We start from the raw sequence: 22,426 nt of genomic DNA on the forward strand, positions 1-22,426 counted from the left end.
ATTGCTCCCGGCCCGGAGCATTGGCATACTTCACGCATGTCTTCCCTCCCCGTCGCCGCCGCCGACGACGTCATCAACCAGCCAGCGCGCGCCCAGTTCGAGGCGTTTCTCGACGAACACCGCAACGCGCTCAACGCCTGCCTCGACGGGCTGACGGAGGAGCAGGCTCGCCGCTCCCTGGTGCCGTCCCGGACCACGTTGCTGGGTCTGGTGAAGCACGCGACATTTGTTGAGAAGGTCCTGTTCGACGAAGCCATCACGTGCCGGCCCCGGGCCGAGATCGGCATCCCCGCCACTCCCGACGAGTCGTTTATTCTCGACGACTGCGACACCATCGCCACCGTCCGGCAGGCACACCTGGAGGCCTGCGAAGCATCGCGCCTACTGGCTGCCTCACTCGGCCTCGACGACCTGCTCCATGGCAACCGGCGCGGCCCGCTCCCCCTGCGCTGGATGTACCTCCATTCGATCCGTGAATTTGCGCAGCATTGCGGGCATGCGGACATTCTGCGCGAGCAGCTCTTGGATCAGTAGCCAGTTTCAGTTGGGCCTGCCGTGCTGGCGCTGTCCACGCGATCAGGTAAGCGGAGCCATGCCAAGGCGCCAAAGATGAGGGGCAGCTGGGCCAGGGCGTAAATACCGTGGAACAGATAGTGGCTGACGGTTTGCTCTGGAGCGAACGGGAGGAACGGCAAGGGCAGGACGCTGAGCACACCACCGCCAACGAAATGCAGCAGGCCCCAGACCAGCATGGCTATTGTCGTCCCGCGCCGGATCGGCGCGAACCATCCGGCCACCAGCAGGGCAGTAATCAGGAAAGGGATGAGCGATTCCGGGCTTAGAAAACCATGCCCGGGCAACTCAGCGAGATTATGAGCGAACATCCCGGCCCAGCCAATCCCGGCTACCGCGGGCACAACCAAGTCCCGCATTGACTGATTCATGCCGCCGATTGACGGTTCCGGTTGGCCGACCAGAACGTCAGGATATGTTGGGCTACTTCAGCCGGTGCAATGAGAAGAGGAGCCACGTGGCCCCCACCGGAGACCCGGGCAAAGCGTCCGTCCGGGACGGTCCGCGCTGCTCGCTCCGCTTCCTTCGGATCGTTTAGCGAATCATCCCTGGCCGCCAGCATCAGGGTGGGGACCTGCAGACGGGGCAGGACCGGGCGGAGATCAGGTCGGTGCAGCATCACGGAGATCCCTACATGGCCGCCCCAAGCGTTGCCCACCCAGTCCACCGGCGTCGAAATGCCCAGGGCATCCAGGATTTGGGCAGCAGCGGTGGCGCAGTCCTCCAAGGAATAGCGATTGTGCGGCCCAGGGCTGTCACCGTGCCCCGGGCCGTCCACCATGAACAGCTCGCGCTGCCGGCCCAACTCCTCCACGACGCCGTCGAAAGTTCTCGAATCAACAAAAAGGCTGTGCCACAAGAGCGCTGGAGCGCCTCTGCCGGCGCGCCGGACCATCAGTGGACCAAGCGTTGTGTGGATCAGGGTGGATGAAGCTTCCGAAATCATGTCCGGCCTCCAAAAAAGCATCCTCAGCAGTTTTCAGGAAGATTTACTTCGGTTTCGAAGTATCGGTTCAGCGTGCCGCCTCGGCAGAAGTATTCAGACGGTCCCTCACCCTCCACATATAAACCCCGACAGTGGCCACTGCCAAGCCAAAGGGTATTGCCAGGAGAACCGTTACCGTCTGCTCATTGGCCGCCAAGAGAAGCACGCTGCTCACAAGGAGGAAAAGGCCAAGCCAGCGAGGGAGCACTCCGGAACGGAGAATGAACAGAGCTACAAGCACGAAGCCGGCAATGACAGCCAGGATCCCTGAAATCACGAAGAATGGCATCCAGGGAGAATCGCCATTGAAGAAAATGGCTTGGATGAGTCCGCTCAGGAACAACACAGCGAGGCCGGCAACTGCGCAGATCACTCCTGCATTGCCCAGATTCTTGTAGCGGCCGGCTTGACGGGCCAGCCACGTCAGACCGGCGATCCCGATCAGTATCAGGATTGTTGCCACCGGAGAAATAACCGGAACCATGCCGGTGGCTACGCGCATTGGCCGGGTATCGCACTCCGGACCAATACATCCGATGGGCTCAAAGGAATGCAACAAGGCGGCCAGGCCACAGAGCACCCCGCCAAGTAGTGCAGCCATTCCAGTCCACCGGAGAATTTGCTTACTCGTCGTCCGGTCCTGGGAATTTCCAAGGGTCATGGCTGCCCTCAATTCATCGGGAGACCAGGAAACAATTGCTCATATGGTGGCCCTGCCGCGGCATGCAGTCAACACGTAATGAAGGGCAATCGGCGGCTGCTGGCAAGGGACACATAAACTAGGAGTTAACGTCTTCTTCCATCGCCCGGGAGCACATCATGGAGACTGAATATGCAGATGTCACTGGTCATGATGTCACCACCATCATCTGCCTCTGCGGGAACACGGTCGACGGCGAGGGCCTGATCCAGGCCAACTCAGAAGGCATCCCTGTTCACGGTGACGACAGCACCCCCGTACCCGCCGGACTGGCCGAATGGCCCGAAGATGAGGACATCTACACCCTGTGCCCTAAGTGTGGCCGGGTGTACCGGGACGCCGTCATTGAAGAGACAGGAACAGCGCCGGTGGCCTTCCGCGTGGATGCAGCCAGCGGTCCGGTTGCCGAGGCCATCCGGATCCACTGGGAGCAAAACCCATAGATCGACGTTGCCTGCACGGCAGTGGCCCGCCGATCAAGCAGGGCCACCGCTGCGGTTGGACCCGTCATCCGATGAAGGTGACCAGGTCTTCACAGAAGTCGCGTCCCAACGTATCCGCCTGCCCATGAACGGCCGTCTCGCCGAGGAACCTGATGAACTGGTCGTCGACGGGGTCAGCTGGCGTGCCAGCGTGGTCAATAAGAACCTCAGCCCTGACAAGCCCTGTGTCCATGAACAGCCGATCCCCATCCGGCCCGTAGACCTTCTGTACACCCGTGTCAGCAAACTCGATCGTCAAAGTGCCGTCGTTGTTGTCGGTTACCTTGTGGTCCCGACTCTGACCGGCGACAGTGATAGTGAAGGTCTTACCGTTGAGCGTGTTCGTCCACACATCGGTGGCCCGGAACGGACCCCCTCCGTAAGCGAGGCCGTCACCGTGCACGACAAAGTGGAACAGTCCTTCGGCATTCCACTCGTGCAACACAGGGAAGCCTACGACTCCAGCGCAGAACAGCGGATCCGCCAGCTGCGCAATTTCACTGCCGGAATCCACGAAATGGTCGTGCTCAAGTGGCTTTGCTGATGCAGGGCCAGCCGATGCGACTGAGAGTCCGATAGCAGAGATCATTGCTCCCAAGGCGGCGAGTACCTTGTGCTTCATTGCATCCTCCTCAAATGGTGGCCCGCAGCAGCGAGCCAAGATTGTCTGTTCGTTGCTTACGCCCACCCTTGCCGTGATGCGCACAGGCGTCAGGACGGCGTAGTTGAGTGGATGTGATGTCAGAAGCATCACGCAGAGGCATGCCGGCAGTTCTGGGACTCGGCTGTGATGCCGCTCCGCCAGTGCTCACAGGGGCACCTCCACACGAATAATGTGTCCGGAGCCCAGTTCAGCGGAGTTTTCTGATGGGAAGAACGGTACTCTCAGGGCGCCTTTGGCACCAGAGTTGGAGGAGCCTTATCACCGGCCCGCTATGCTTCCCCTCGATCATCAACCCACATTTCTCCTCCTGGGGCGAAGCGGTGGCCGGTCATTCTAATCCCGCACCCAGCCCACCTTCTGTAGCCACTTGGACAGTATGGGAAGCACAACTGAACTCTCCATCGCACCCAAATGATCGAGGCCCGGAAGTACCTGCACGTCCCAGCCGGCCTCGGTAAGCGCACTCTGGTGCTCAGTCAAGGGATCACCTATCCTCACCTGAACGCCGCCCCATTTCGGCCCGTAATCGATCCGGTCCTCTGCGCCCGCGAAGGCGAGCCGCCGCAAATCCCGCGGGACTGCAGCAGCGGAGTCGTCGAAGTCCTGAAGGGCCTCGTAGAGGGTAACGAACTGTTGGGTTTGAGCGGGATCTGTTTGAATGCCGGCGGAATCCCAGTCCCCCGGCTCTGCGTCAAGAGCCGGAGCTGCACCCGGATCGCTTTCCTGGCTGGTCGACGCCGAATGCGCGGCCAACGTGACCGCCAACATGCTCTTGTAGGGTCCGCCCAGCGGCGGGAAGCCGCCCATGGCGAGCGCCCGAAGACGGTCCGTTCGAATTGCCAGCTGCAACCCGCTGAGCGCCAGCCAGGAATATCCGTAGTAGCCAAAGACGTCGGCACCGGCGGCGTCAGCTATGGCTAGAAGGTCTGCCGCGACGTTCGCTGGCGTGAGGGTTTCCGGTGCCGGGTGCGCCATCCGGTGACCTTCATAGTCGGCCACGATCACCCGGTTCCATCCCGCTAGCCCATTGACCAAATTGGGTCCCAGATCCGGATCTCCGCCCCACAGGCGCATGGTCTCGGCTTCCGCGGGCGGGTATGGCTCGAGACGCGCAGGCACCAGAAGTGCAGGTCCACCGCCGTGCAGTGTGATGGGAATAGTGGTGCCGTCGTGCAGAACGGCCGCAGCGGAATCAGTCATGGTTCCCTCCCCTGTTGAGTTCGACTTCGACACATAAAGCATGCCACCGTATCGCCTTCAGATCTCCCCTGTTCCGGGCAGGTTGGGGCTGTGCGCGAATCTTCCGTTAACCTCAGGGCCAACTTCCCGCGAGCGGGAGTCCATCCGGCCTTCCTACTGTGGAGAGGTCGCCGGAGACCGACGGCGAACCGTCCACCAGGAGGAACCCTTCCAATGCGAAAAGTCCTGACCGCCGCGGCAGCCGCCGCCTTCATCGCCTCCTTGGCAACCAGTGCACTCGCAAGTCCCGCCGTCGCCGCCCCGGCAACGGAGGCGCCGTCGTCGAACTTTCGGACGTCGGACGCTTCCGGAAACCCGTCTGCCATTAAAACCAACGAGCGCAACGGCTCCTTCGACCTGCAGTCCCACCGTGGCGGCCGCGGGGAGTGGACCGAGGAATCACTCGCAGCGTTTGCCAATTCCCTCAAGCTGGGCGTGACCACCTTGGAGCTGGACACCCACCTGACCGAGGACGGCAAGGTGGTCGTCTGGCACGACGACACCATTCAGGCCAACAAGTGCATCGACACGGCCCCCGCAGTGACGGGCGACGCCGAGTTCCCGTACGTCGGCGACCGCGTGGCGGAACTGTCCCTCGCCCAGGTGAAAACACTGAACTGCGGGTACGCCCAGCTCGCCGGGTACCCGGAACAGGACGTGATCGAGGACAACCGGATTGCCGAGCTCAAGGACGTCTACCAGCTGGCCCGGGACTATGACGCCGAAAAGGTCCGCTTCAACGTCGAGACCAAGGTGGAAGACGGCAAGGCCGGCGGCGAGGGCATGGTGGCCCTCACCAAGGCCGTTGTCACGGAAATCTACAAGGCCGGCATGGCGGAGCGCACCACCCTGCAATCCTTCGACTGGTCCTCGCTCAACCTCACCAAAAAGATCGCGCCGGACCTTCCTCTTGTTGCCCTGTCCAGCGGCGATGCCTGGCTCGAGGTCGGGAAGCCCGGCGCCAGCCCCAACCTGGGCGGCCTCGACATCGACGACTACGACGGCTCACTTGCCAAGGCGGCAGCCGCCCAGGGTTACGACGTCATCTCTCCCGCTTTCCGCTCCGTCACCCGGGACATGATCGCCGACGCCCACCAGCTGGGCCTGCCCGTTATCCCGTGGACGGTAAACACCACCGCCGACATGGTGCGGCTGATGGACCTGGGCGTGGACGGCATCATCACCGATTACCCCACCCGCCTGCGCACCCTCATGGACGAGCGCGGCTTGAAGCTGCCGAAGGCGTATGGAGCCACCGCCTAGAGGCGGCACCGCCTAAGACCGAACTGCTGAGGACTTCACCGCTCAAGAATCAGGAGTACGACGGCGGGCCTGCTGCAAAACTGCAGCAGGCCCGCCTTTTGTGTCGGTCAGCCCGCTTCTAGACTGACCCGCTTTGTGGAGACCACTTAGCTTCTATTTCTTTACAGTGACCTTCACAGTGGCCGACGGATCCCCGTCCGATCCCTTGGCAGTAATGGTTGCCTCGCCTGCCGGGGTGTTCGCGGGGATGGTCAGGGTGACCTTCGCCGAGCCCTTGTCATCGGTCAACACAGTGCCAAGGATGGTGGCTCCGTTGTTCAGGACCACCTTGTCCCACCTGTCGAAACCGGCCACCGTGAACGTCAGCACACCGCCGGGTTTGATTCTGTCGGCACTTGCCTTCAACGACGGCGCCACATCGGCCGTGATCTTCACTGTGAGGGTGCGGATCTTGTCGGCATTGCCGGCCTCGTCAAAGGACCGGTAGCTCACCACATAGTCACCCACCGCGGAGAATTTCACGGGGTCACCCGCCGCGACGTTCGCCCAGGCGCCCTGGTTCACCTTGTACTCGATCCTGGCGATGCCGGACAACGTGTCCCTCGCCGAGAAGAGCACGCTCACCGGGTTCCGGGGCGTTCCCACAGCCGATTCCGGGGTGGTGAGTGCCGTCGTCGTGGGCGTGATCTTGTCAATCTTCACCGAAGCACTGCCGGCAGACCCGTCAACCACCACGTTGTTCTTCAGCAGGCGATGGTCAACGGTATGCGGTCCGCTGATGGAGATGGTGAACGGCTGCGCCGCGGACTGCCAGGCCCCGCCGTCCAGACGGTACTCCGCGACGGAACCTGACGGCGCTGTGACGGTCACCGTCACGTCCTTGGCATACCAGCCCTCGGCCGACGGCTGGGCAGCCGACGTCAAAGTCACAGTTGCCTTAGCGACGGCGGCTGCCGGCACCAGCGCTGACTGTGCTGCGCTCACGTTGCCCGCAGCATCCACCGCACGGTACTCAACGGTGGCCGCATCTGCACCAACAGTGACTTCAGCTCCTGCACCTGCCGCTGGCGTCCACGCCTCGGCACCGTCAACCCGATACTCCAGGCCGGCCACACCGGACCCTGGCTCCGCGTCAGCGCCGGAGAGTGTGACCTTCCGGGCAGCAGCGTCCACCACTGCCGACGCTGACGGAACCATACGGTCGATCTTGAAGGCCCGCTCCACGACGGCGGACACGTTGCCCGCGGCGTCCACTGCGCGGAGCTGCAAGGAAGGACTTCCATCAGCCAGCACCAGCGGAGCGAATACGTCCCAGGTCACGCCGCCATCGCGGCTCACCTCTATCCGCGGCGCCACACCACTGTCATCGGTGGCAGTTGCCGACACATTCACAATCGACTTCCACCACCCGTTGGTCCCATCAGGCGCGTCAGGGGAAACCGTCACGGTCAGTGCCGGCGCTGCCGAATCCGAAACCACAACCTTGACCTGCACATTCTTGTGCGCATCAGCCAGTTCCTCGGCTGCCGTCATGTTGAAGACCGGCTGGCCGTCAAAACCGAAGTGCACCGTTGCTGCCCTGGCATGCCGCCCTGGATCAAACAGGCCTCCGTCGCCCTTGTCGCCCGGACCGGACACCTCTCCGACAGTCCGAGAGTGGAAGACAATGACCGGGTTTCCGTACTCGTCCACAGTGAAGGAGTTGTGGCCGGGGCCTGCCTGGCCGGGTACGTCCGCAGTGGTCAGGATCGGATACGGGTTCTTGGTCCACGAGGCCGGGTTCATCAGATCAGCGCCCTCGGCAGCCGTCAGCAACCCGATGCAGTAGGCCGCGTCCACGGTGGCCGCAGAGAAGGTGAGGAACACCTTTCCATCCTTCTTGATCACGGCCGGGCCCTCATCCACCGACTGGCCAGCGTTCTTCTCCCACGCCATGGTGGGCGTGGAGAGCAGGATCGACTTGCTGGTCAGCTGCGAGGGATCGGCGGGATCGATGGTGGCCATCCGCAGGTTGGAGGCGCCTGGCTTTTCGGCCCACACCACATAATGCTTGCCGGCGTTCTCGAAGTACGTCATGTCCAGGGAGAAGCCGCGGAAGGCCTCCGTGTCACCGGCCGCGGGCTTCATCCGGCCCAGTTCACTCCACTTGCTGCGATCCATCAGGTCGGCGCCGTCAAGCTTCAGCACCACCGGCCGGATGCTCCACACACTGCTGTCGATGCTGGCCGTGAAGAACACGTACCAGCTGTCGCCCACCTTGTGCAGCTCCGGCGCCCAGATGTACCGGTTCAAGGCGGAGGTGTTCTCGTCCCAGATGGTGACCTCGGGTGCGGTGCCCAGCCCTGCGATGGTCGTCGCCCGGCGCAGGGTCACGCGGTCGTAGCCCTCCGGATCCCCGCTGCCCACCATCGGATAGGAAGCGGTGAAGTAGTAGTATCCATCATCGCCCTTGATCACGTCCGGATCGGCCCGCTGTGCAACAAGCTTCTCCGGATAGGTGGGCCGCTGGACCGTGCCGTTGACCGTGTACGTTCCGGGCTTTCCGGATTCGACGGCGGCAACATCGTCAGCGTTCCACTGCACGCCCATCTTGGTGGTGGAGCCGTTGTTGTACTGCACGTCCGACGTCGTGGGCAGCGTAAGCGGCGCACCGCCGTCGAGCTTTACATCACTGAACGGAGCAACGCCTGTATTGAAGAGGCGGCTGTACTTGGCGATGACCCGGTCATATTCACCCTTGGTCAGCCCGATGGACGACGGCTCAAGGGCTCCCGGGGGGAACGTACCCTGACCTGGTGCGGGCACAGCCGGTACCTCAACAGGGGCCGTGAAGGAGGTGAAGTCCTTCGTGGTGACCTGGTACGTCTTACCGTCGACGAGTGCCACGAACGTCAGGCGGTACGCCGCGATGCTGTTGTCGTACTTCACCGCGACGGACTTGGCGGCCAGGTTCCTGCTGTTGAAAGCGACCAGCCGCTCCCCCGTGAACGCCGTCAGGTCCGCCGAGTCATAGACGTAGATGGACGAGGAGTTGCTGTCCACCGTGGCCACGAGGCCGAAGGACCCGTCAACCTTCCGGAACAGCGTGGGTGAACCGAACTTCACTGCCCCGAGGGTCGGGTAGAGCACCGCACGGCCGTTGTTCAGGCCTGTGTAAACGCCTCCGTCTGCGTTCTGGGAAGCAAGGTGCAGTGAATCGGTGCGCGCAGTGTTGCCCGACTGGATGTACGTGCCGATCCGTCCGGCGTCCGCTGCCAGCACCTTTACGGTGTAGTTGCGCACTTCGGTCAGGCCATTAGCAGCGAACGTTGCCGTCAGCACCAGCGACGCGTCGCTGGACGGCCGGGTGACCTTTCCTTCGGTTGAAAGTATCTGGGCGTTCGAGGATTCCCAGGAGACAGTCACGTTCCCGACGGCCATGGGGAGGCTGATGTCCTCCGTCACGACGCCGATGGCCGGGTTGTAGGAGTCCGCCGCCAGTTTCAGGTCCTTCTGCGGAGTGTTCGCGAGGATGGTGAAGGTGAAGGTGCGGGTGGTGCTCTGGCCTGCGAGTTCCAGGGTCGCGGTCAACGTGACCGTGGCGTCCTCGGTGGCGGGCCGGGTGACCTTGCCGTTCGCGTCCAGGTGCGCCGGGTCCGAACTGGACCAGGTGATCTTGGATCCCTTCGCCCCCGTCTGCGGCAGCGTCAGGTCCGCGGCGATGGTCTCCGGACCCAGGTTCAGCGAGGCAGCATCGGCATCCAGGGCAGCCTTCGCCACCGCCGGATCCGAACCCGCATAGAAAGCGTTCGCCACATCGGTGTCAGAAAGCGCCGTGCTGTAGACCGACACGTCCCGCACCCCGCCCTTGTAGAAGTTATCCGGATATGAAGACCGGCCGATGTAAGCGACCAGGCCAGAGCCGAACTCACTCACGTTCCGGGTGGTGGCAACGGTGCCGATCTTGACCCCGTTGTAGTAGCCGGTGATAGAGCCGGGTTTGATCACGGTCGTGTACAGCGCCCAGTCAGTGCCCGTCGCCGGACCCGCAACACCCTTGGACGCCGTCGTCGGGGAGATACCGGCCTCGGTGCCCCACGGCGCCGACGCGTTCAAACTGTCAGTGATCACCGATTTGAACAGCCCCTGCTGGTTCCTCGGGTTCAGCAGCCAGTACTGGCTTGGCGGGTTGGCAGCTGAGCCAAAGAACATCGCCGCGTAGTTCCCTGACCCTGTCTCGTTCTTCAGCCATGTCGAGACTGTCAGCGTGTTCTGGCCGTCAAACATCCCGGTCGGCAGCTTCACGTGCGCCGCGCCGCTCGTAGAGGAACCACCCGGCAGTATCAGGTCCTTACCCGAGACCGTCGCGCCCGAACCCATAATCGTCGCCGCCCTGCCATTCCCCGAAGCATCAGGAACAGACGTTCCCGCAACAGCTGAGAAATCATAACGGGCCAGCAGCTTCTGCCCCACCACCTCCGGCGAGGATTTTGCCGACGCCGGGGAATCACCGATGGCGTTCGTGGCCACCACCGTTGCCTGGTAGCTGCCGGTTTCCAGCTCTGAGAAGCGGGTGGAAGTGACGGAGGCATCCACCCGGGAGGTCCGGTAGACGGCGCCGTCCGACTTGTAAAGGGTCACGTTGTAGCCGGTGATCGGCGAGCCGCCGTCGCCCGGCTTTACCCACGAAGCGGTCAGGGCCGATGGCCCGTCCACTGTCAGCGAGGGCGCGGCCGGAGCGGCCGGAGCAACGGCTTGGCCGGTCGAGGACACGGTTACGGTGATGCTGACGGCAGCCTTGTCCGGTGCCACTTCCTCTCTGGTGCTCATGTCCAGGACCGGACGTCCGTCTCCTGCCCAGTGCACGCGGCGCAGGTAGGTGTCCCGGAGGGAGGTGTTGGAGGACTTGGCGTGGTAGACCATCACCAGGTTGCCGTCCTCGTCAGTGGTGAAGCTGTTGTGGCCCGGACCCAGTTGGGCGATCGCAGGATCGCTCTTAAGGACGGGAGTGTTGCCCTTCGTCCAGTTGGACTGCTCGGTCAGGTCCACTTCCGAAGATGCCGTGAGCAGGCCGACGGCGTAGGTGGTGTCGACGTTCGAGCCCGAGTAAGTGAGGAAAATTTTCCCGTCGCGCTTGATGACGAAGGGGCCTTCGGCGACATTGCTGGTGTTCGTGTCCCAGCCGTATTCCGAGGTCACCAGCTTCTTGGGCTCGCTGGTCAACCGCGTCGGGTCGGATGGGTTGACCGTGGCGATCCAGATCTCCGCGTCACCGTTCTGGCTGCCGATGTAGCGCTGAGACCACGCGACGTACGATTTACCGCCGTCCTCAAAGTAGGTCATGTCCAGGCTGATACCGGGGTGGCTGGCGTCGCGTTGCAGCGGGGAACCGTCGGCCTTCAAAACCTGTCTGGCCGGCTCCCAGTCGGCAGCGATCGTGGGGTCGCCGCCGGATTTGAGCTTCTGCACGTGAGCCTGCACCTTGTTCCAGCTGGCCTGCCCGATGCACGGGGCGAAGAAGGTGTAGAGTTCCCCGGCCACCTCATGCAGCTCGGGGGCCCAGAAGCAGCCGGCAATGTTTGCGCTGCCGCCCGTTGTAGCGACCGAGTGGTCGGGCGCCGTCTTCAGGCCCTCGATGGTGCTGGCCTTGCGCAGGTACATGTTCTTCGCGTTGATGACGTTGGCGTCGTCGGTGGCGATGAACAGGAAACTGTCCTTCCACTTGATGATGGCCGGATCCGCCTCGGCCCCGATGAACGGACTCGAGTAGGCCCGCTGCCGCACGGTGCCGCGCACTGTGTACTGGCCGGGTACCGCAGTGTTGACGGCGGCGAGATCCTCGGGTCTCCAGTCCACGGGACGTGAGGCCTTAGAACCGTCGGAGTAGTCCAGCGCCGCGGCGAGCCCGTTGAGATCCAGCCGCGAGTTCCGTTCGACTTCCTGGTTGGGAACCGAGACTGCAGTGTTGGTGATCCGCCCGTACCTCGTGCCGAGTCCGGCGGCCACGGTTTCCGTAACCGGGAGGACGTTCGACGGCGCGGCGCCGGGAATCGCTGTGGTGACAGCGGCGTCGTCGAAGGTCAGCGTTCCGGTCCCCAGGTCACCGCGGCTACCGGGGATGCTGAGGCTCCCAAACGACCTGTGGTAAGCCGTGCCGTCGTCGGCAGTCCAGGCCACCCGGTACGCCGAGGCGGCTGAGTCCCATACGGCCTTCGGCTTGTTGACACCGCTGGTGACGCCAAGGTCAACCAGGCCGACCTCCGTGTAGGTTTTCAGGTCCGGAGAGGTGAAGTACAGCAGGGAGCTGGCGGCGGAGGAGTCATCGGATCCGTTGTCCAGTGCCCGGGTCGCGACGATCCCGTACCCGCCGGCGTCCAACTGGAAGACGTAGGGGTTCCGCAGCGTGCGGGTGCTGAGAATGTCCAGCGAGCCGGTGGGGGCCGCCTTCGCGAACAGGATCCCGTAGTTGTCGTTCAGGGCCTTGAGGTCACCGCTTGTGGTGCCCAGGCCGAGGTGCATGGAGTACGCGAGCTTTCCGCTGTAGGTTGCGGTGTCCACCACTGCGCGTTCGTAGCTCAGAACGTACCTGGCCAGTTGTTCAGGCAGGACGGTCACGGTGAACTCCTTGGTGACCTGGGCGTCAGCTGAAGCATCTGCGGACCGAAGCGTCAGGGTGACCTTGGCAGTCACGGGGGCGCTACCGCTGGTGCGCAGCACGTTGCCGGTGACGGAAACCCCGGCGGTGCCGGTGCTGTAAGCGACGGTGTGTCCGGCCTGGGCAGCCGGCAGCGTTGTCCCCGAGACGATGGTGGGCCGGAGCACGTAGCGCTTGGCTGCGAGGGTAAGGTCGGCTACCGGGTTCTGGGCCACAACCGTCAGCTGGTACTGGCGGGTGACGGTTTTGGTGCCGAGCGTAAGGGTTGCTGTGAGCGTGACGGCAGCGTCGGCGTCGGTGGGGCGCGTGACCTGGCCGGTGACGGAGATGACGGCAGGATCAGACGATGCCCAGCTGATGGCCGATCCCTTGGCGCCGCTCGTGGGGAGGGTGAGGTTGCCCGTTACCTGAGTCGGGCCCAGATTGATGGCGTCGGCATCTGCCTGGAGGGCAGCGTCAACGACTGCCGGATCCACCGTGCTCAAGTAGTAGTCCTTTATCTGTTCTGCTGTCTTCGCGGTGCTGTGCACGAGGACGTCCTTGACCCCGCCCTTGTAGAAGGGGTCCGGGTAGGACGAACGGCCGATGTAGGAGACCAGGCTGGTTCCGAAGTCACTCACCTTCCGCGTGGTCGCAACGGTTCCGATCTTGGTGCCGTTGAAGTACCCGGTGATCTGGTTGGGTTCAATCACTGTTGTGTACAGGCCCCAGGAATTGTCCGTAACAGGCCCGGCGATGCCCTGCGCGGCGTTGGTCGGCGAGATGCCGGCCTCGGTTCCCCACGGCGCGGAGGTGCTGTTGCCGTTGGTGATCACGGATTTGAACCGGCTTTGGGAGTTCCGCGGATTCAGCAGCCAGTACTGGCTTGGCGGGTTGTTCGCTCCCCCAAAGAACATGGCGGCGTAGTTTCCGGAGGCCGTCTCGTTCTTGAGCCAGGCGGAAATCGTCAGTGTGTTCTGGCCGTCGAAGGTACCCGTGGGCAATTGCACGTAGGCGGCGGTGCTGTTGGCAGCGCCGCCGGGGAGGGTCAGGACGTTGCCGGCGACAGTGGCGCCGGTACCTTTGATTGCACCGTCACGTCCCCAGGGAGACGAGTCCGGCACAACGGTGCCGGTGACCTTTGAGAAGTCGTAGTGGAGCAGGGTGTCGCTGCCCGCGGGGATCATCGAAATGATGGCGGTGGCGGTCAGATCCGTGCCCGTGACTGCTCCGGTCACGGTGACGTTGCCTTCGCGGGTGTAGTAGTCAGCGGGTGCCGGAGCGTTCCAGGTGACGGCGAGATCCCGGGTGCTGTTGTCAGCAAACGTCACGGTCGCGGTGCGGGGCAGTTTTGCGGGGGTTCCGACGACGGCGGCTGTCTTCACCTCGGCAACGGACGTCGCCTTGGGCAGGTAGGCGCCCATAAGTGCTTTCTGCTCGGCAGCAGTGATGGGCATGATGGTTCCGTGCCGCGGTGCCGGGGAAGGCAGCGAGTACCCGGCTGGGACAGCCCAGTTGGCGTTCTGCAGGCTCTGGGAGAAAAGCGGGATGTACTTGCGGCCGCCGAATTCGTCAACGAACAGGTAGTAGCCGGGGCCGTTGACGTCGCCGTCGTTCGCCTTGAACACGGTGGGGCCTTCGACGGCGGCGGTGCCGGCGTTCTTGCCAATGCAGGTGGCGTCGAGCTTCCAGGTATCAGAGGTCGCGGAGGTAACTGTGGTCACGGCGGTGAGGCTGGTGGAGTGCTCCTGCATGATGTCCAGGCAGCCGCTTGCCTGGGCCTCGTCCTTGGTGAACCGGTAGTAGGTGCCGTTCTCGGCGATCACTGTGCTGTCGATCCTGGACTTGCCAGTGTTCTGCCAGACCTTGGCCGGGCTGAACGTCACGAAGTCCCGGGTGGTGGCGTAGAGCATCTGGTTCGGCTGGCCCTCACTGTGGTCAGCGGTGGTGTACAGCTTCGAGGCCCAGAAAACGACGTATTCGCCGAGGGTGACGTCGTAATATGCCTCGGGTGCCCAGGTGTTGCCGGCGTTGTCCGGGGACACCTTCACGTGGCGCTGATCCGACCAGTTCACGAGGTCCGTGGACTCCCAGATCTCTATGTACTGGCTGCCCTGACGCTGCGAGGCGTCCCAGGTGGTGCCGCTGCCGATCGAGAGGTCAGTGGCAATCATGTAGAACTTGTCGCCCTCCGGGGAGCGGACGATGAACGGGTCGCGCAGGCCCTTGGTGCCCATGGTGGAGGTCTTCACCGGCTGGCCACCGTTGAGAGTCAGCCAGTTGCGGGCATCGTTGCCGTTGCTGGCGCCAAAGTAGATCTTCTCACCGGCGATGGAGTCGCCGGTGAAGTAAGGGAACATGTACGCCTCGAATTTCGGCGTCTCCGGGAGGGCGGGGACCACGGCGTTGAACGTCTTCGTGGTGGACGCGTCGTTCCTGGTGATCGTGGCGGTCAGGGTAACTTCGTCGGTTGCCTGGCCGGTGGCGGGACGGTGCACGACGCCGCTCGGGTCAACCACCGCACTGTCTTCGGAGGCCCACGCGATCAAGGTACCTTCCGCGCCTGCCGCCGGCAGAGTGAGGTTACCGCGGACATCGTTGATGTTGGTTACAGCGAGGGCGCTGGCTGCCGCCTGCACTGCGGCGGCGTCCTCAGGCGCGACGGCGAGCGCGGGTTGCGCCGGCACGATGACCAAGGTGGATGCAATGCAAAAAGTAGCGATGGTGGAAGCCACCCGAAGCCAAGTACCGCTCGTTGTCATGGACACTCCTCTGTGTTTGACTCCCGCCCAGGGCATTTGGGGACGTAGCTTGCGCTGTGACGGATCGAGCGATGTGAGCGCTCACAAGTTGGAACTTTAGAGCGCACGGGAGCTTTAGGCAATAGCCAGTCGCAAAGTTGCGGGAGTGAAGGGGTAACCGCTGCGATTGTTACGCGCCCGTCCACACAGGGCAACGGCGCAATCGACACTGAGGCGAAGCAACGGGTTGTAAAGCGGATGCAGGCTCCCTTTATTCGGGAGCCTGCATCTGTTCGACGACTGGTTGCCGCAACCAGCGTCTCGTTCCGGTCATCGCCGCGTCGGAGGGAAGCGGCGATGACCGAAGCTTTGGGTTACAGGACGGTCCCTCCCTCTTCGTGTCCGGCCTTGCGGCGGATAAAGATCAGGCTTCCACCGGCTGCCATGAGCAGTGCCCCGAGGAGGAGGAGTGCGCCGACGGCCTCGGCGCCGGTGTCGGCAAGATCAGCTCCAGGCGGGATGACCGGCACAATCGGGGAATCGATGGGGTTGTCCGTGCAGAGCGGGCTGCCTGCTGCGCAGATCGGCTCTTCACCGGTGGCCGCAACAACGTTACCGAGGCTGTGGTTGCCACCCTGGGCGTAGGGCTTGACCGTGACGGTGTAGGTCACCTTGGCGGTATCTCCGGAGGCCAGGGCACCTGTGAACAGGATGGTCTCGCCGCTGGTGATTGCACTTACGCCGTTGCTGGTGCTGTTCGGCCCGGTCTTGAGTGTCGCGTCGTCCAGAACGTCCTTCATATGGTCCGTGTACGCGATGGCTGCGTCAGCCGCTGCCTCATTGGTAGAGGCGTTGGTGAAGGTCACAGTGTAAGTCACATCCTGCCCGTCCAAGACCTTTGTCCCCGATCCCGGATCGGCGGTCTTGGTCACCACGATGTTGGAGACGTAGCTGAGCGTGCAGGCCGGGCGTTCTGCGTTTGTTGCCACACACTCCGACGGGGGCTCGTCGCCCTCGTTGACGAGGAAGTTTCCGAGCCGGTCATCACCGCGTTCCCCGTCAGGGTTGACTGTCACAGCATAGGAGACGGTGACCAGCTGGCCGGGTGCCAGTGAACCGGTCATGGTGAACCGGCCGTCAGCCACGGGAGTAAGGGTCAGCGCGGGGTGCGAACTGACCGGGGCGCCGCTGATCGTCGCGTCGTCCAGGACCTGGGTCAGGACGTCGTCTTTGTTCACTGCCACGTCGGCCGTTCCGGTGTTCTGGAAATGCAGGGTGTAGGTCATGACCTTCCCCGGCTGAACAGCAGTGCCGGATACCGGGTCAACCGTCTTCCAGGCATCGAGCTCACCAATGGAGTGCCCGGTGACCGGCGGCGGGCAATCCGCCGCAACAAGACACGTCGGCACGTCCGGAGTGAGGACGTTCCGGGCGTTGTTGTTACCCCGTTGGCCGTCAGGGTTGATGGTTACCTGGTAGGTGACTGTGACGGTCTGGCCCGGCTGGATCATGCCCGTAGTGCGGATCTGGTCACCAGTCCTGACAGCGGTGATGGCAGGGACGGAGGTAACCGGCTCCGAGGTCACAGTGGCGTCATCGAGAACGTCTGCGAGGTTGTCAGTGGAGTCTACGGGACCTGCTTCCTGCCCATCGTTGGTAAACGAAAGGGTATAGGTGATGACCTGGCCTGCGTTGACTCCGGTGCCTGTAGCCGGGTCCGAGGACTTGGACGGCACTACGTGGGGCAACAGGGTGATCACGTTTACAGGAGGGTCACATATCTCCGGTGCCGTGCATGAGGCCTGGGCCGTGTTGGAGAGCGAATGGTCCCCGGAGTTGGTGACGGTCACTGTGTAGGTGATGGTCGCACTCTGCCCGATGCCCAGAGCTCCGGTCCAGTTCAGGGCCGGTGCCGTGTACGAGAGTTGGCCGGTGGTGGCGGTTGCGTCGTTGTTGAATGCCGCATCGTCCAGGACTCCAGTCAGGTCATCAACTGCTGCCGCGGGGGCGTCCGCTGGGTAGTCAGCGGCGCCGTCGTTCGTAACCGTCACCGTGTAGGTCATGGTCCCACCCGTGTTCACGGGTGCGGCCGTTGAAGTGCTCTTCGTCAACGAGATGTGCCTGACGGGATTGGTGGTGCGGCAGGTTGCATCGTTGGGAAGGCAGTTGTCATCCCCGCCGAGCACGTTTGCCAGTACATGGTCAGCCTGCTGGGCGAACTCGTTCACCGTCACCGTGTAGGTGATTGTGTAGGTGGCACCTGCCGGCACGGACCCGGTGATGTCGATCTGTGATCCGTTCACCATGGCCGTGAGGGCAGGGTTGGACGCTGCCGGGCCGGCCGTTATAGTCGCGTCATCGAGCACTCCGGAGGCATCATCGAACTCGTCAACCGTCGCGGCTGCCTGGCCGGTGTTTTCAAAGTGCAGGGTGTAGGTCACAGCCTGGCCTGCAACCACTGAGGTCCCGGAGGCCGGGTCCACACTCTTGCGTGTCTGCAGTGCTGAACCGGGGATCCGGACCGACCGGCAGGGTTCGACGGCGTCCAGGGCGAGTTCCGCCGGGACACACGCGACGTTCACCAGACTCTGGTCCCCGCCGGTTGAATCATAGGTCACCGAATAGGTGATGGTCGCGGTTCCCCCGGCAGCAAGAGCACCGAACCAGTTGAGCTCCTGGGCCCCGGAATCAAAGGAAACCGTCCCGGCGCTAGCGGTGGCGTCGTTGTTGTAGGCAGCGTCGTCGAGGACGTTGGAGAGGTTATCGGATGCGGTTCCAGGGGCGGCGGCCGTGAAGTCACCGGGTCCGGCGTTGGTGACCGTGACCGTATAGGTCACAATCCCGCCGTCGACCGGCAGGTCCGTAGTGTCCGCGGTTTTGGTGATCGTCAGCCGCGGGAGCTCCGTCCCCGTGTCTGCACATGCGGAGCCGTCCGCTTCAGCGTCCGGAACGCAGGCACTGTTGCTCACCTGACCATCGCCGCCGGGCTGCAGCCTCACCGTGTAGGTGATGGTTGCGGTCTCGCCAACCTTCAACGGACCGGACCAGGTGAGGCTTGTGCCGGTGAGTGCCGGCTGGGCTGAGGTTGACCCGTCGGAGAAGGACACCGTGGCGTCATTGTTGAACTCCGCGTCATCGAGCACGCCCGAGAGGTCATCGGTCAGCGTCGCCGGTGTTCCGGCAGTGTAGTCGCCTGTTCCCGTGTTGGTTGCTGTCACTGTGTAGGTCACGACGTCCCCGGGGCGGGTGTCGGCGGTGGCGTCCGAGGTTTTCCCGACCGACAACGCCGGGTTCAGCACGGTCACAGCGTAGTCCTCGACCTCACCCCCGGCAGCGCTCCCTGTCGCTTGAGGATCGCCGATGACTTCACTGAAGATCCGGAACCGGGAATAGGTGTCTGCTCTTGTGGTTCCCCCTGGGAAGATCAACTGATAGCTGTTCGTCCCTGAGTTCGCCGGGACCGTGGCGGTCACCCGTTCGGCAGTTTGGAAAGCGCCGTCACCGTTCAGGTCCATCCAGCCGGCCAGAGTAACATCAACGTCCGAATCATTGGTCGCGGACACCGACACGGTGGAGGCCTGACCCCGTGTAATCACGATGGGGGCGGCAATGCCATCCTCATCGGTGCCGTCACCGGTTGCAGTGGCGGCGGGCTGGCCGTCGGGCTCGATGTCACGGAGCGTGCCCAAAGTCGGGCCGCTGGCCACATGTGCTGCACCGTCGCTGGAAATCAGCGTGCCGTAGGAGTCTGGTGCGTCACCGAACTCACAGGTCGGCATGAAACTGATGTCATCAATGGCCAAATCGTTGCCGCTGCCGCCGGGTGCGGTGTTCATCAGCTCCAGCCGTACTGTTGATTGCGAAGCCGCGAACTGTAGCGCGAACCGCTGCCACTCCAGGGACGATGTAGCCGCAATATTCCCGGTGTCCAGCTCCGACAACACCAGATCCGTCGCGGGATCCACCACCCTGAACTTCACGTTGGGCAGGATGGGAGATCCTATGTTGTTTGCATTCGTGATCCACGCTGCGAAATCGTAAGTAGTACCCGGAACCAATCCAGTAAACGTGCGCTGGAAAAAGAGCCCGGGGCTGAATGATGCATTGATCACCATCATCCGCCCATTGGTGTCACCGATTGTGTGATCTGAGGCTGTGTGCCACCACCCGCCTGCGGCGCCCGGCAAAGCTGACAGCAACGCATATTCGCCGTCGTTGACGGCCGCGGAACCCTCGTAGATGTACGTCGTCTGACCACTGGGCAGCGGGGACCCGTAGCCTGTACCCGCACCGAAGCTCTCCACGAAAGGCGCCGCACACGAGACAGGAACCAGAGTGGCGACCCGCGCAAGGTAGTCTTCCACCTCTCCATCGGAGGCTGCGCCCAGTGCGCGCTCGTCTACCGCCGGGGTGTTGGGATCATCGAGAAGTTGGTCTGTCGTCAGACGCAGACGGATAGCCGGTGTGGCACCGTCCTGGAACGCAGCAAGCCCGGAAAAGTCCAGGCTGGCGCTGGTTGCACCGGCTGCTACCGAAACCGAGGTGAACTCGTTGGCTTCGAAACTGCCGTTGTCATTCGCGTCGATCCACCCATAGAGGGTCGCAGCGGCGCCGGAGCTATTGGTTAATGACACCGGCAGTGTCATTCCTGTCGCGCCAGGGTTCAAGGTGACCGGACCGGTGATACCGTCTTCGTCTGCGCCGTCACCGGTGGCGGCAGCGTTGGGCTGTCCGTCGTCTTCGAGGTCAATTGTGTGTCCGAGCATCAAGGGTGCGGTGCCGGCGACCAGGTCAATACCCGGGACGATGTGGCTGGGTCCGCCATCTGCCTGGAGCGTTCCTGTTGGTGCATCGCCGAAGTCCTGGCAGGGGTCATCGCTGCCAAAGAGGAAGTTGTCCACGAACAGGCCCGTGTTTTGCGCCGCCGGTGCGGTCTGGTTCTGCAGCTGGATTGTTACCGATGTGCCTGTGGCGGTGAAGGTGTGGGTGAAAGTCTGCCACGTTACTGTGTACTGTCTGGTACCTGGCAGTCCGCTACTGCCGTTCAGTACGCCGTTAGTGGAGGGTGAGAGCGAGGCCAAGGACGTGAAGGGCCCACCTTGGCTAAGCAGCACGGAGCCTCGCGAGGACCCGGCTTCGAGACCGCTGTAATCGATGGAGAACGTGTACTGCACTCCTGGGACCAGACCAGCGAACGTCTGCTCCATCGTGGCCGGCGCAGTTCCCCAAAGGTCGATGCTTTGATCCCCGTCGCTGGCGTTGTTGTAATACCGGAGAATGTCGACCGTACCAGCGACCGTGCTCCAGCCGCTCATCGTGGGCTGCCCGGTACGGAACATGTTATAGCCGTTGATGTAGGCGTCGCCTGCCGTCGGGTTGTCAGGGTCCTGGATGTTCGGCGTCTCAAACGAACCGTTTTGGGCAAGGCTGCATGCCCCTGATACTGCTGCGCTGGCGGGGACCGCGGTGGTAACGGCGTTGGTGAATGTCAAAAGGCCGAGCAGCAGCATAACAACCAATGATGCAGCGACAGTGCGGGTCGTTTGGGACAGGCACCGTGTATTCCCCATGAGTAAATCCGGACTCTTACTTCGATAGTTCAACTGCGTACCACCTGACGGTTGGATGAGGGCATCAACGCGCCCTGACGATTCTTCGGGTCGCATCATTCACAGCTGAAGGCTCTGTAATTTGCTCCCCCCCAGCGTAAATACTAAAGGTAAATTTTGGCCTGTCAATTATTTAGTTTAACGCTAACAAACCACATAGTAATGCAAGGTTACTTACTAGTAGAAAACAACAGACTGGCTTTTTTAACAGCCACGTTTGTCCTGACATGGCAGGGTAGATCGACGCATAGATCCCGTTCCATCAATGAAGGCTGAGCGCCAGTCCTCCTAAGGCACAGCCAATACATGAGCACTTCAATTCCTTTATTGATGGCAAAGGAATGCGACAATTTCGCAGAAGGGATATGAAGCCTTCGCGGAGATATATGTATTAGGCAAATGTTCATCTTTATCAGCAGCAAACAAGGCAACAGGGAACTCTGACGGGGCGCCCTCACAGTAGTAACCACGGAGAGAGTGAAAGATGACGCCGACGCTGGGCAAGGGGGCCTGGATGCCAGTTAACTCTCGGCGGTGACTTAGCGGACGAAGCCTTGTAGTGTCTTGGGCACTGGACCAGCGCTCGGCGAGAGCGCATCCCGCTAGCAAAGGAGTAACGATGCCTGCCGCCGACGACGAACTTCAGGTCCTGGATGAGTGGAGCCAGCGCCTGGCCCAGGCTCTGCAACTGCTGGATCTGGAACTCGACCAGGAACTGCTTCTTGCCCTTGCCAGGAAATCCGCCGACTCGGTGATCCACGCAGCCGCACCGGTCACCACCTTTCTGGTCGGCTACGCGGCCGGGCTCGAAGCCGGTACCGGCAGCGCGGGTTCCCAGGCGTCGTCGCGAGTCGCCATCCGCAAGGCGGCCGAGGTCGCGTTCCAGCTCTGCGATCAAGGAGCCGACGGCGGCCCGGCCAGCAAGGGCTGGGCGGACACCGCCCAGTAGAGGCGCCAGTTTTAGCCACAGCAGGACCAAGGCTTGGAGCAGCTGGGGATTCGTGAACTTGTGGAAGTTGTCAAAGCCTTGCCGCAGCCGCAGCGGACCACGTCTTGAAACGAGGCGCTGGCGCTGGACGACGTCCGCCTTTGCTCCTAGAACTCCAGAAGGCTCAGTTCCTTGGCTGGCTTAAAACCCAAGCGTTCGTAGAGACGGCGGGATTCGGAGGAAGGCGACAGGACAATTCGAGCCGCACCGATACTCCGTGAGAACTCGATGGCTGCTTGCACCAGCTTCCCGCCGATGCCGGCGTTGCGGTGCTGAGGCAGAACATAGACGTTTCCGAAGTAACACCAACACGACGCCGCCTTCCCCGGTTTGGGCATTCGATGGAAAACCATAACGTTGAGCATTCCGATGAGCTCCCCGTCCTGTTCAGCCACAAGCACCTGCCGGGGGTTGGCCTTCGCCCAGTCAAGGAAGGTCCTTTCGAACTCAGGGTCCTCGATGTCAGAGGGCTCCTGCTCATCGGCCCAGATTGTCCGTAGCCTGGCAAGGCCGGGATTATCGTCAGTGGTTCCCTCACGGATAATCAGCATGGGAGTACTTTAGTGGGC

12 protein-coding genes are annotated in these 22,426 nt (G+C 62.6%); 4 read left to right on the top strand and 8 right to left on the bottom strand.

Translation table 11 applies throughout. The features are described 5' to 3' along the window. The first annotated feature begins 36 nt into the window (after positions 1-36). Positions 37-534 (top strand): DinB family protein, encoded by a 498-nt coding sequence (locus tag RIN13_RS13330; RefSeq protein WP_309107853.1) that lies wholly within the window; start codon positions 37-39, stop codon positions 532-534. On the opposite strand, the gene RIN13_RS13335 is transcribed toward RIN13_RS13330, so the two are convergent. The 3 genes from RIN13_RS13335 to RIN13_RS13345 all read right to left on the bottom strand — a co-directional run bounded on the left by RIN13_RS13335 (position 528) and on the right by RIN13_RS13345 (position 2,159). Beyond that, positions 528-932, bottom strand: a complete 405-nt coding sequence (locus RIN13_RS13335; RefSeq protein ID WP_309107822.1) for a hypothetical protein — start codon at positions 930-932, stop codon at positions 528-530. The two genes, RIN13_RS13330 and RIN13_RS13335, sit on opposite strands and share 7 nt — an antisense overlap. An 8-nt stretch (positions 933-940) precedes the next feature. Next, a complete protein-coding gene (locus RIN13_RS13340; RefSeq protein ID WP_309107823.1) occupies positions 941-1,519 on the bottom strand; it encodes an alpha/beta hydrolase in 579 nt (192 codons plus the stop codon). 67 nt (positions 1,520-1,586) lie between these two features. Beyond that, on the bottom strand, positions 1,587-2,159 hold the full coding sequence (locus tag RIN13_RS13345) for a hypothetical protein (protein ID WP_309107824.1): 573 nt from the start codon (positions 2,157-2,159) through the stop codon (positions 1,587-1,589). A gap of 218 nt (positions 2,160-2,377) precedes the next feature. Between RIN13_RS13345 and RIN13_RS13350 the strand changes: the two genes are divergently transcribed. After that, positions 2,378-2,701 carry a hypothetical protein gene (locus RIN13_RS13350; protein ID WP_309107825.1) on the top strand — a complete coding sequence of 108 codons (324 nt, stop codon included), beginning with the start codon at positions 2,378-2,380 and terminating at the stop codon, positions 2,699-2,701. Positions 2,702-2,765: 64 nt separating this feature from the next. Here the strand turns inward: RIN13_RS13350 and RIN13_RS13355 are convergent, their stop codons facing one another. Next, a complete protein-coding gene (locus RIN13_RS13355) occupies positions 2,766-3,362 on the bottom strand; it encodes a hypothetical protein (RefSeq protein ID WP_309107826.1) in 597 nt (198 codons plus the stop codon). A 375-nt stretch (positions 3,363-3,737) separates the two neighbouring features. Further along, on the bottom strand, positions 3,738-4,604 hold the full coding sequence (locus tag RIN13_RS13360) for an alpha/beta hydrolase (protein WP_309107827.1): 867 nt from the start codon (positions 4,602-4,604) through the stop codon (positions 3,738-3,740). Positions 4,605-4,817: 213 nt separating this feature from the next. On the opposite strand from RIN13_RS13360, the gene RIN13_RS13365 reads away from it, so the two are divergent. After that, positions 4,818-5,906 carry a glycerophosphodiester phosphodiesterase family protein gene (locus RIN13_RS13365; protein ID WP_309107828.1) on the top strand — a complete coding sequence of 363 codons (1,089 nt, stop codon included), beginning with the start codon at positions 4,818-4,820 and terminating at the stop codon, positions 5,904-5,906. Between the two features lie 153 nt (positions 5,907-6,059). Here the strand turns inward: RIN13_RS13365 and RIN13_RS13370 are convergent, their stop codons facing one another. Continuing rightward, entirely contained in the window at positions 6,060-15,281 is a 9,222-nt protein-coding gene (locus RIN13_RS13370; protein ID WP_309107829.1) for a family 43 glycosylhydrolase, read from the bottom strand. A 353-nt stretch (positions 15,282-15,634) separates the two neighbouring features. After that, a complete protein-coding gene (locus tag RIN13_RS13375) occupies positions 15,635-20,770 on the bottom strand; it encodes a GEVED domain-containing protein (RefSeq protein ID WP_309107830.1) in 5,136 nt (1,711 codons plus the stop codon). Between the two features lie 718 nt (positions 20,771-21,488). Between RIN13_RS13375 and RIN13_RS13380 the strand changes: the two genes are divergently transcribed. Then, positions 21,489-21,818, top strand: a complete 330-nt coding sequence (locus RIN13_RS13380; RefSeq protein ID WP_309107831.1) for a DUF6457 domain-containing protein — start codon at positions 21,489-21,491, stop codon at positions 21,816-21,818. A 146-nt stretch (positions 21,819-21,964) separates the two neighbouring features. Here RIN13_RS13380 and RIN13_RS13385 read toward each other — a convergent pair whose 3' ends face one another. Continuing rightward, complete coding sequence (locus RIN13_RS13385; RefSeq protein WP_309107832.1) at positions 21,965-22,408, bottom strand: GNAT family N-acetyltransferase; 444 nt, start codon at positions 22,406-22,408, stop codon at positions 21,965-21,967. Positions 22,409-22,426 lie beyond the last annotated feature (18 nt).

Origin of the sequence: Arthrobacter sp. (assembly GCF_031179985.1) — a bacterium.
Taxonomy (GTDB): domain Bacteria; phylum Actinomycetota; class Actinomycetes; order Actinomycetales; family Micrococcaceae; genus Arthrobacter.

Coding starts and splice junctions, on each gene's coding strand:
- RIN13_RS13365 (WP_309107828.1), top strand. CDS start 4,818: ATGCGAAAAGTCCTGACCGCCGCGGCAGCCGCCGCCTTCATCGCCTCC.
- RIN13_RS13350 (WP_309107825.1), top strand. CDS start 2,378: ATGGAGACTGAATATGCAGATGTCACTGGTCATGATGTCACCACCATC.
- RIN13_RS13370 (WP_309107829.1), bottom strand. CDS start 15,281: ATGACAACGAGCGGTACTTGGCTTCGGGTGGCTTCCACCATCGCTACT.
- RIN13_RS13380 (WP_309107831.1), top strand. CDS start 21,489: ATGCCTGCCGCCGACGACGAACTTCAGGTCCTGGATGAGTGGAGCCAG.
- RIN13_RS13345 (WP_309107824.1), bottom strand. CDS start 2,159: ATGGCTGCACTACTTGGCGGGGTGCTCTGTGGCCTGGCCGCCTTGTTG.
- RIN13_RS13385 (WP_309107832.1), bottom strand. CDS start 22,408: ATGCTGATTATCCGTGAGGGAACCACTGACGATAATCCCGGCCTTGCC.
- RIN13_RS13335 (WP_309107822.1), bottom strand. CDS start 932: ATGCGGGACTTGGTTGTGCCCGCGGTAGCCGGGATTGGCTGGGCCGGG.
- RIN13_RS13375 (WP_309107830.1), bottom strand. CDS start 20,770: ATGCTGCTGCTCGGCCTTTTGACATTCACCAACGCCGTTACCACCGCG.
- RIN13_RS13355 (WP_309107826.1), bottom strand. CDS start 3,362: ATGAAGCACAAGGTACTCGCCGCCTTGGGAGCAATGATCTCTGCTATC.
- RIN13_RS13360 (WP_309107827.1), bottom strand. CDS start 4,604: ATGACTGATTCCGCTGCGGCCGTTCTGCACGACGGCACCACTATTCCC.
- RIN13_RS13340 (WP_309107823.1), bottom strand. CDS start 1,519: ATGATTTCGGAAGCTTCATCCACCCTGATCCACACAACGCTTGGTCCA.
- RIN13_RS13330 (WP_309107853.1), top strand. CDS start 37: ATGTCTTCCCTCCCCGTCGCCGCCGCCGACGACGTCATCAACCAGCCA.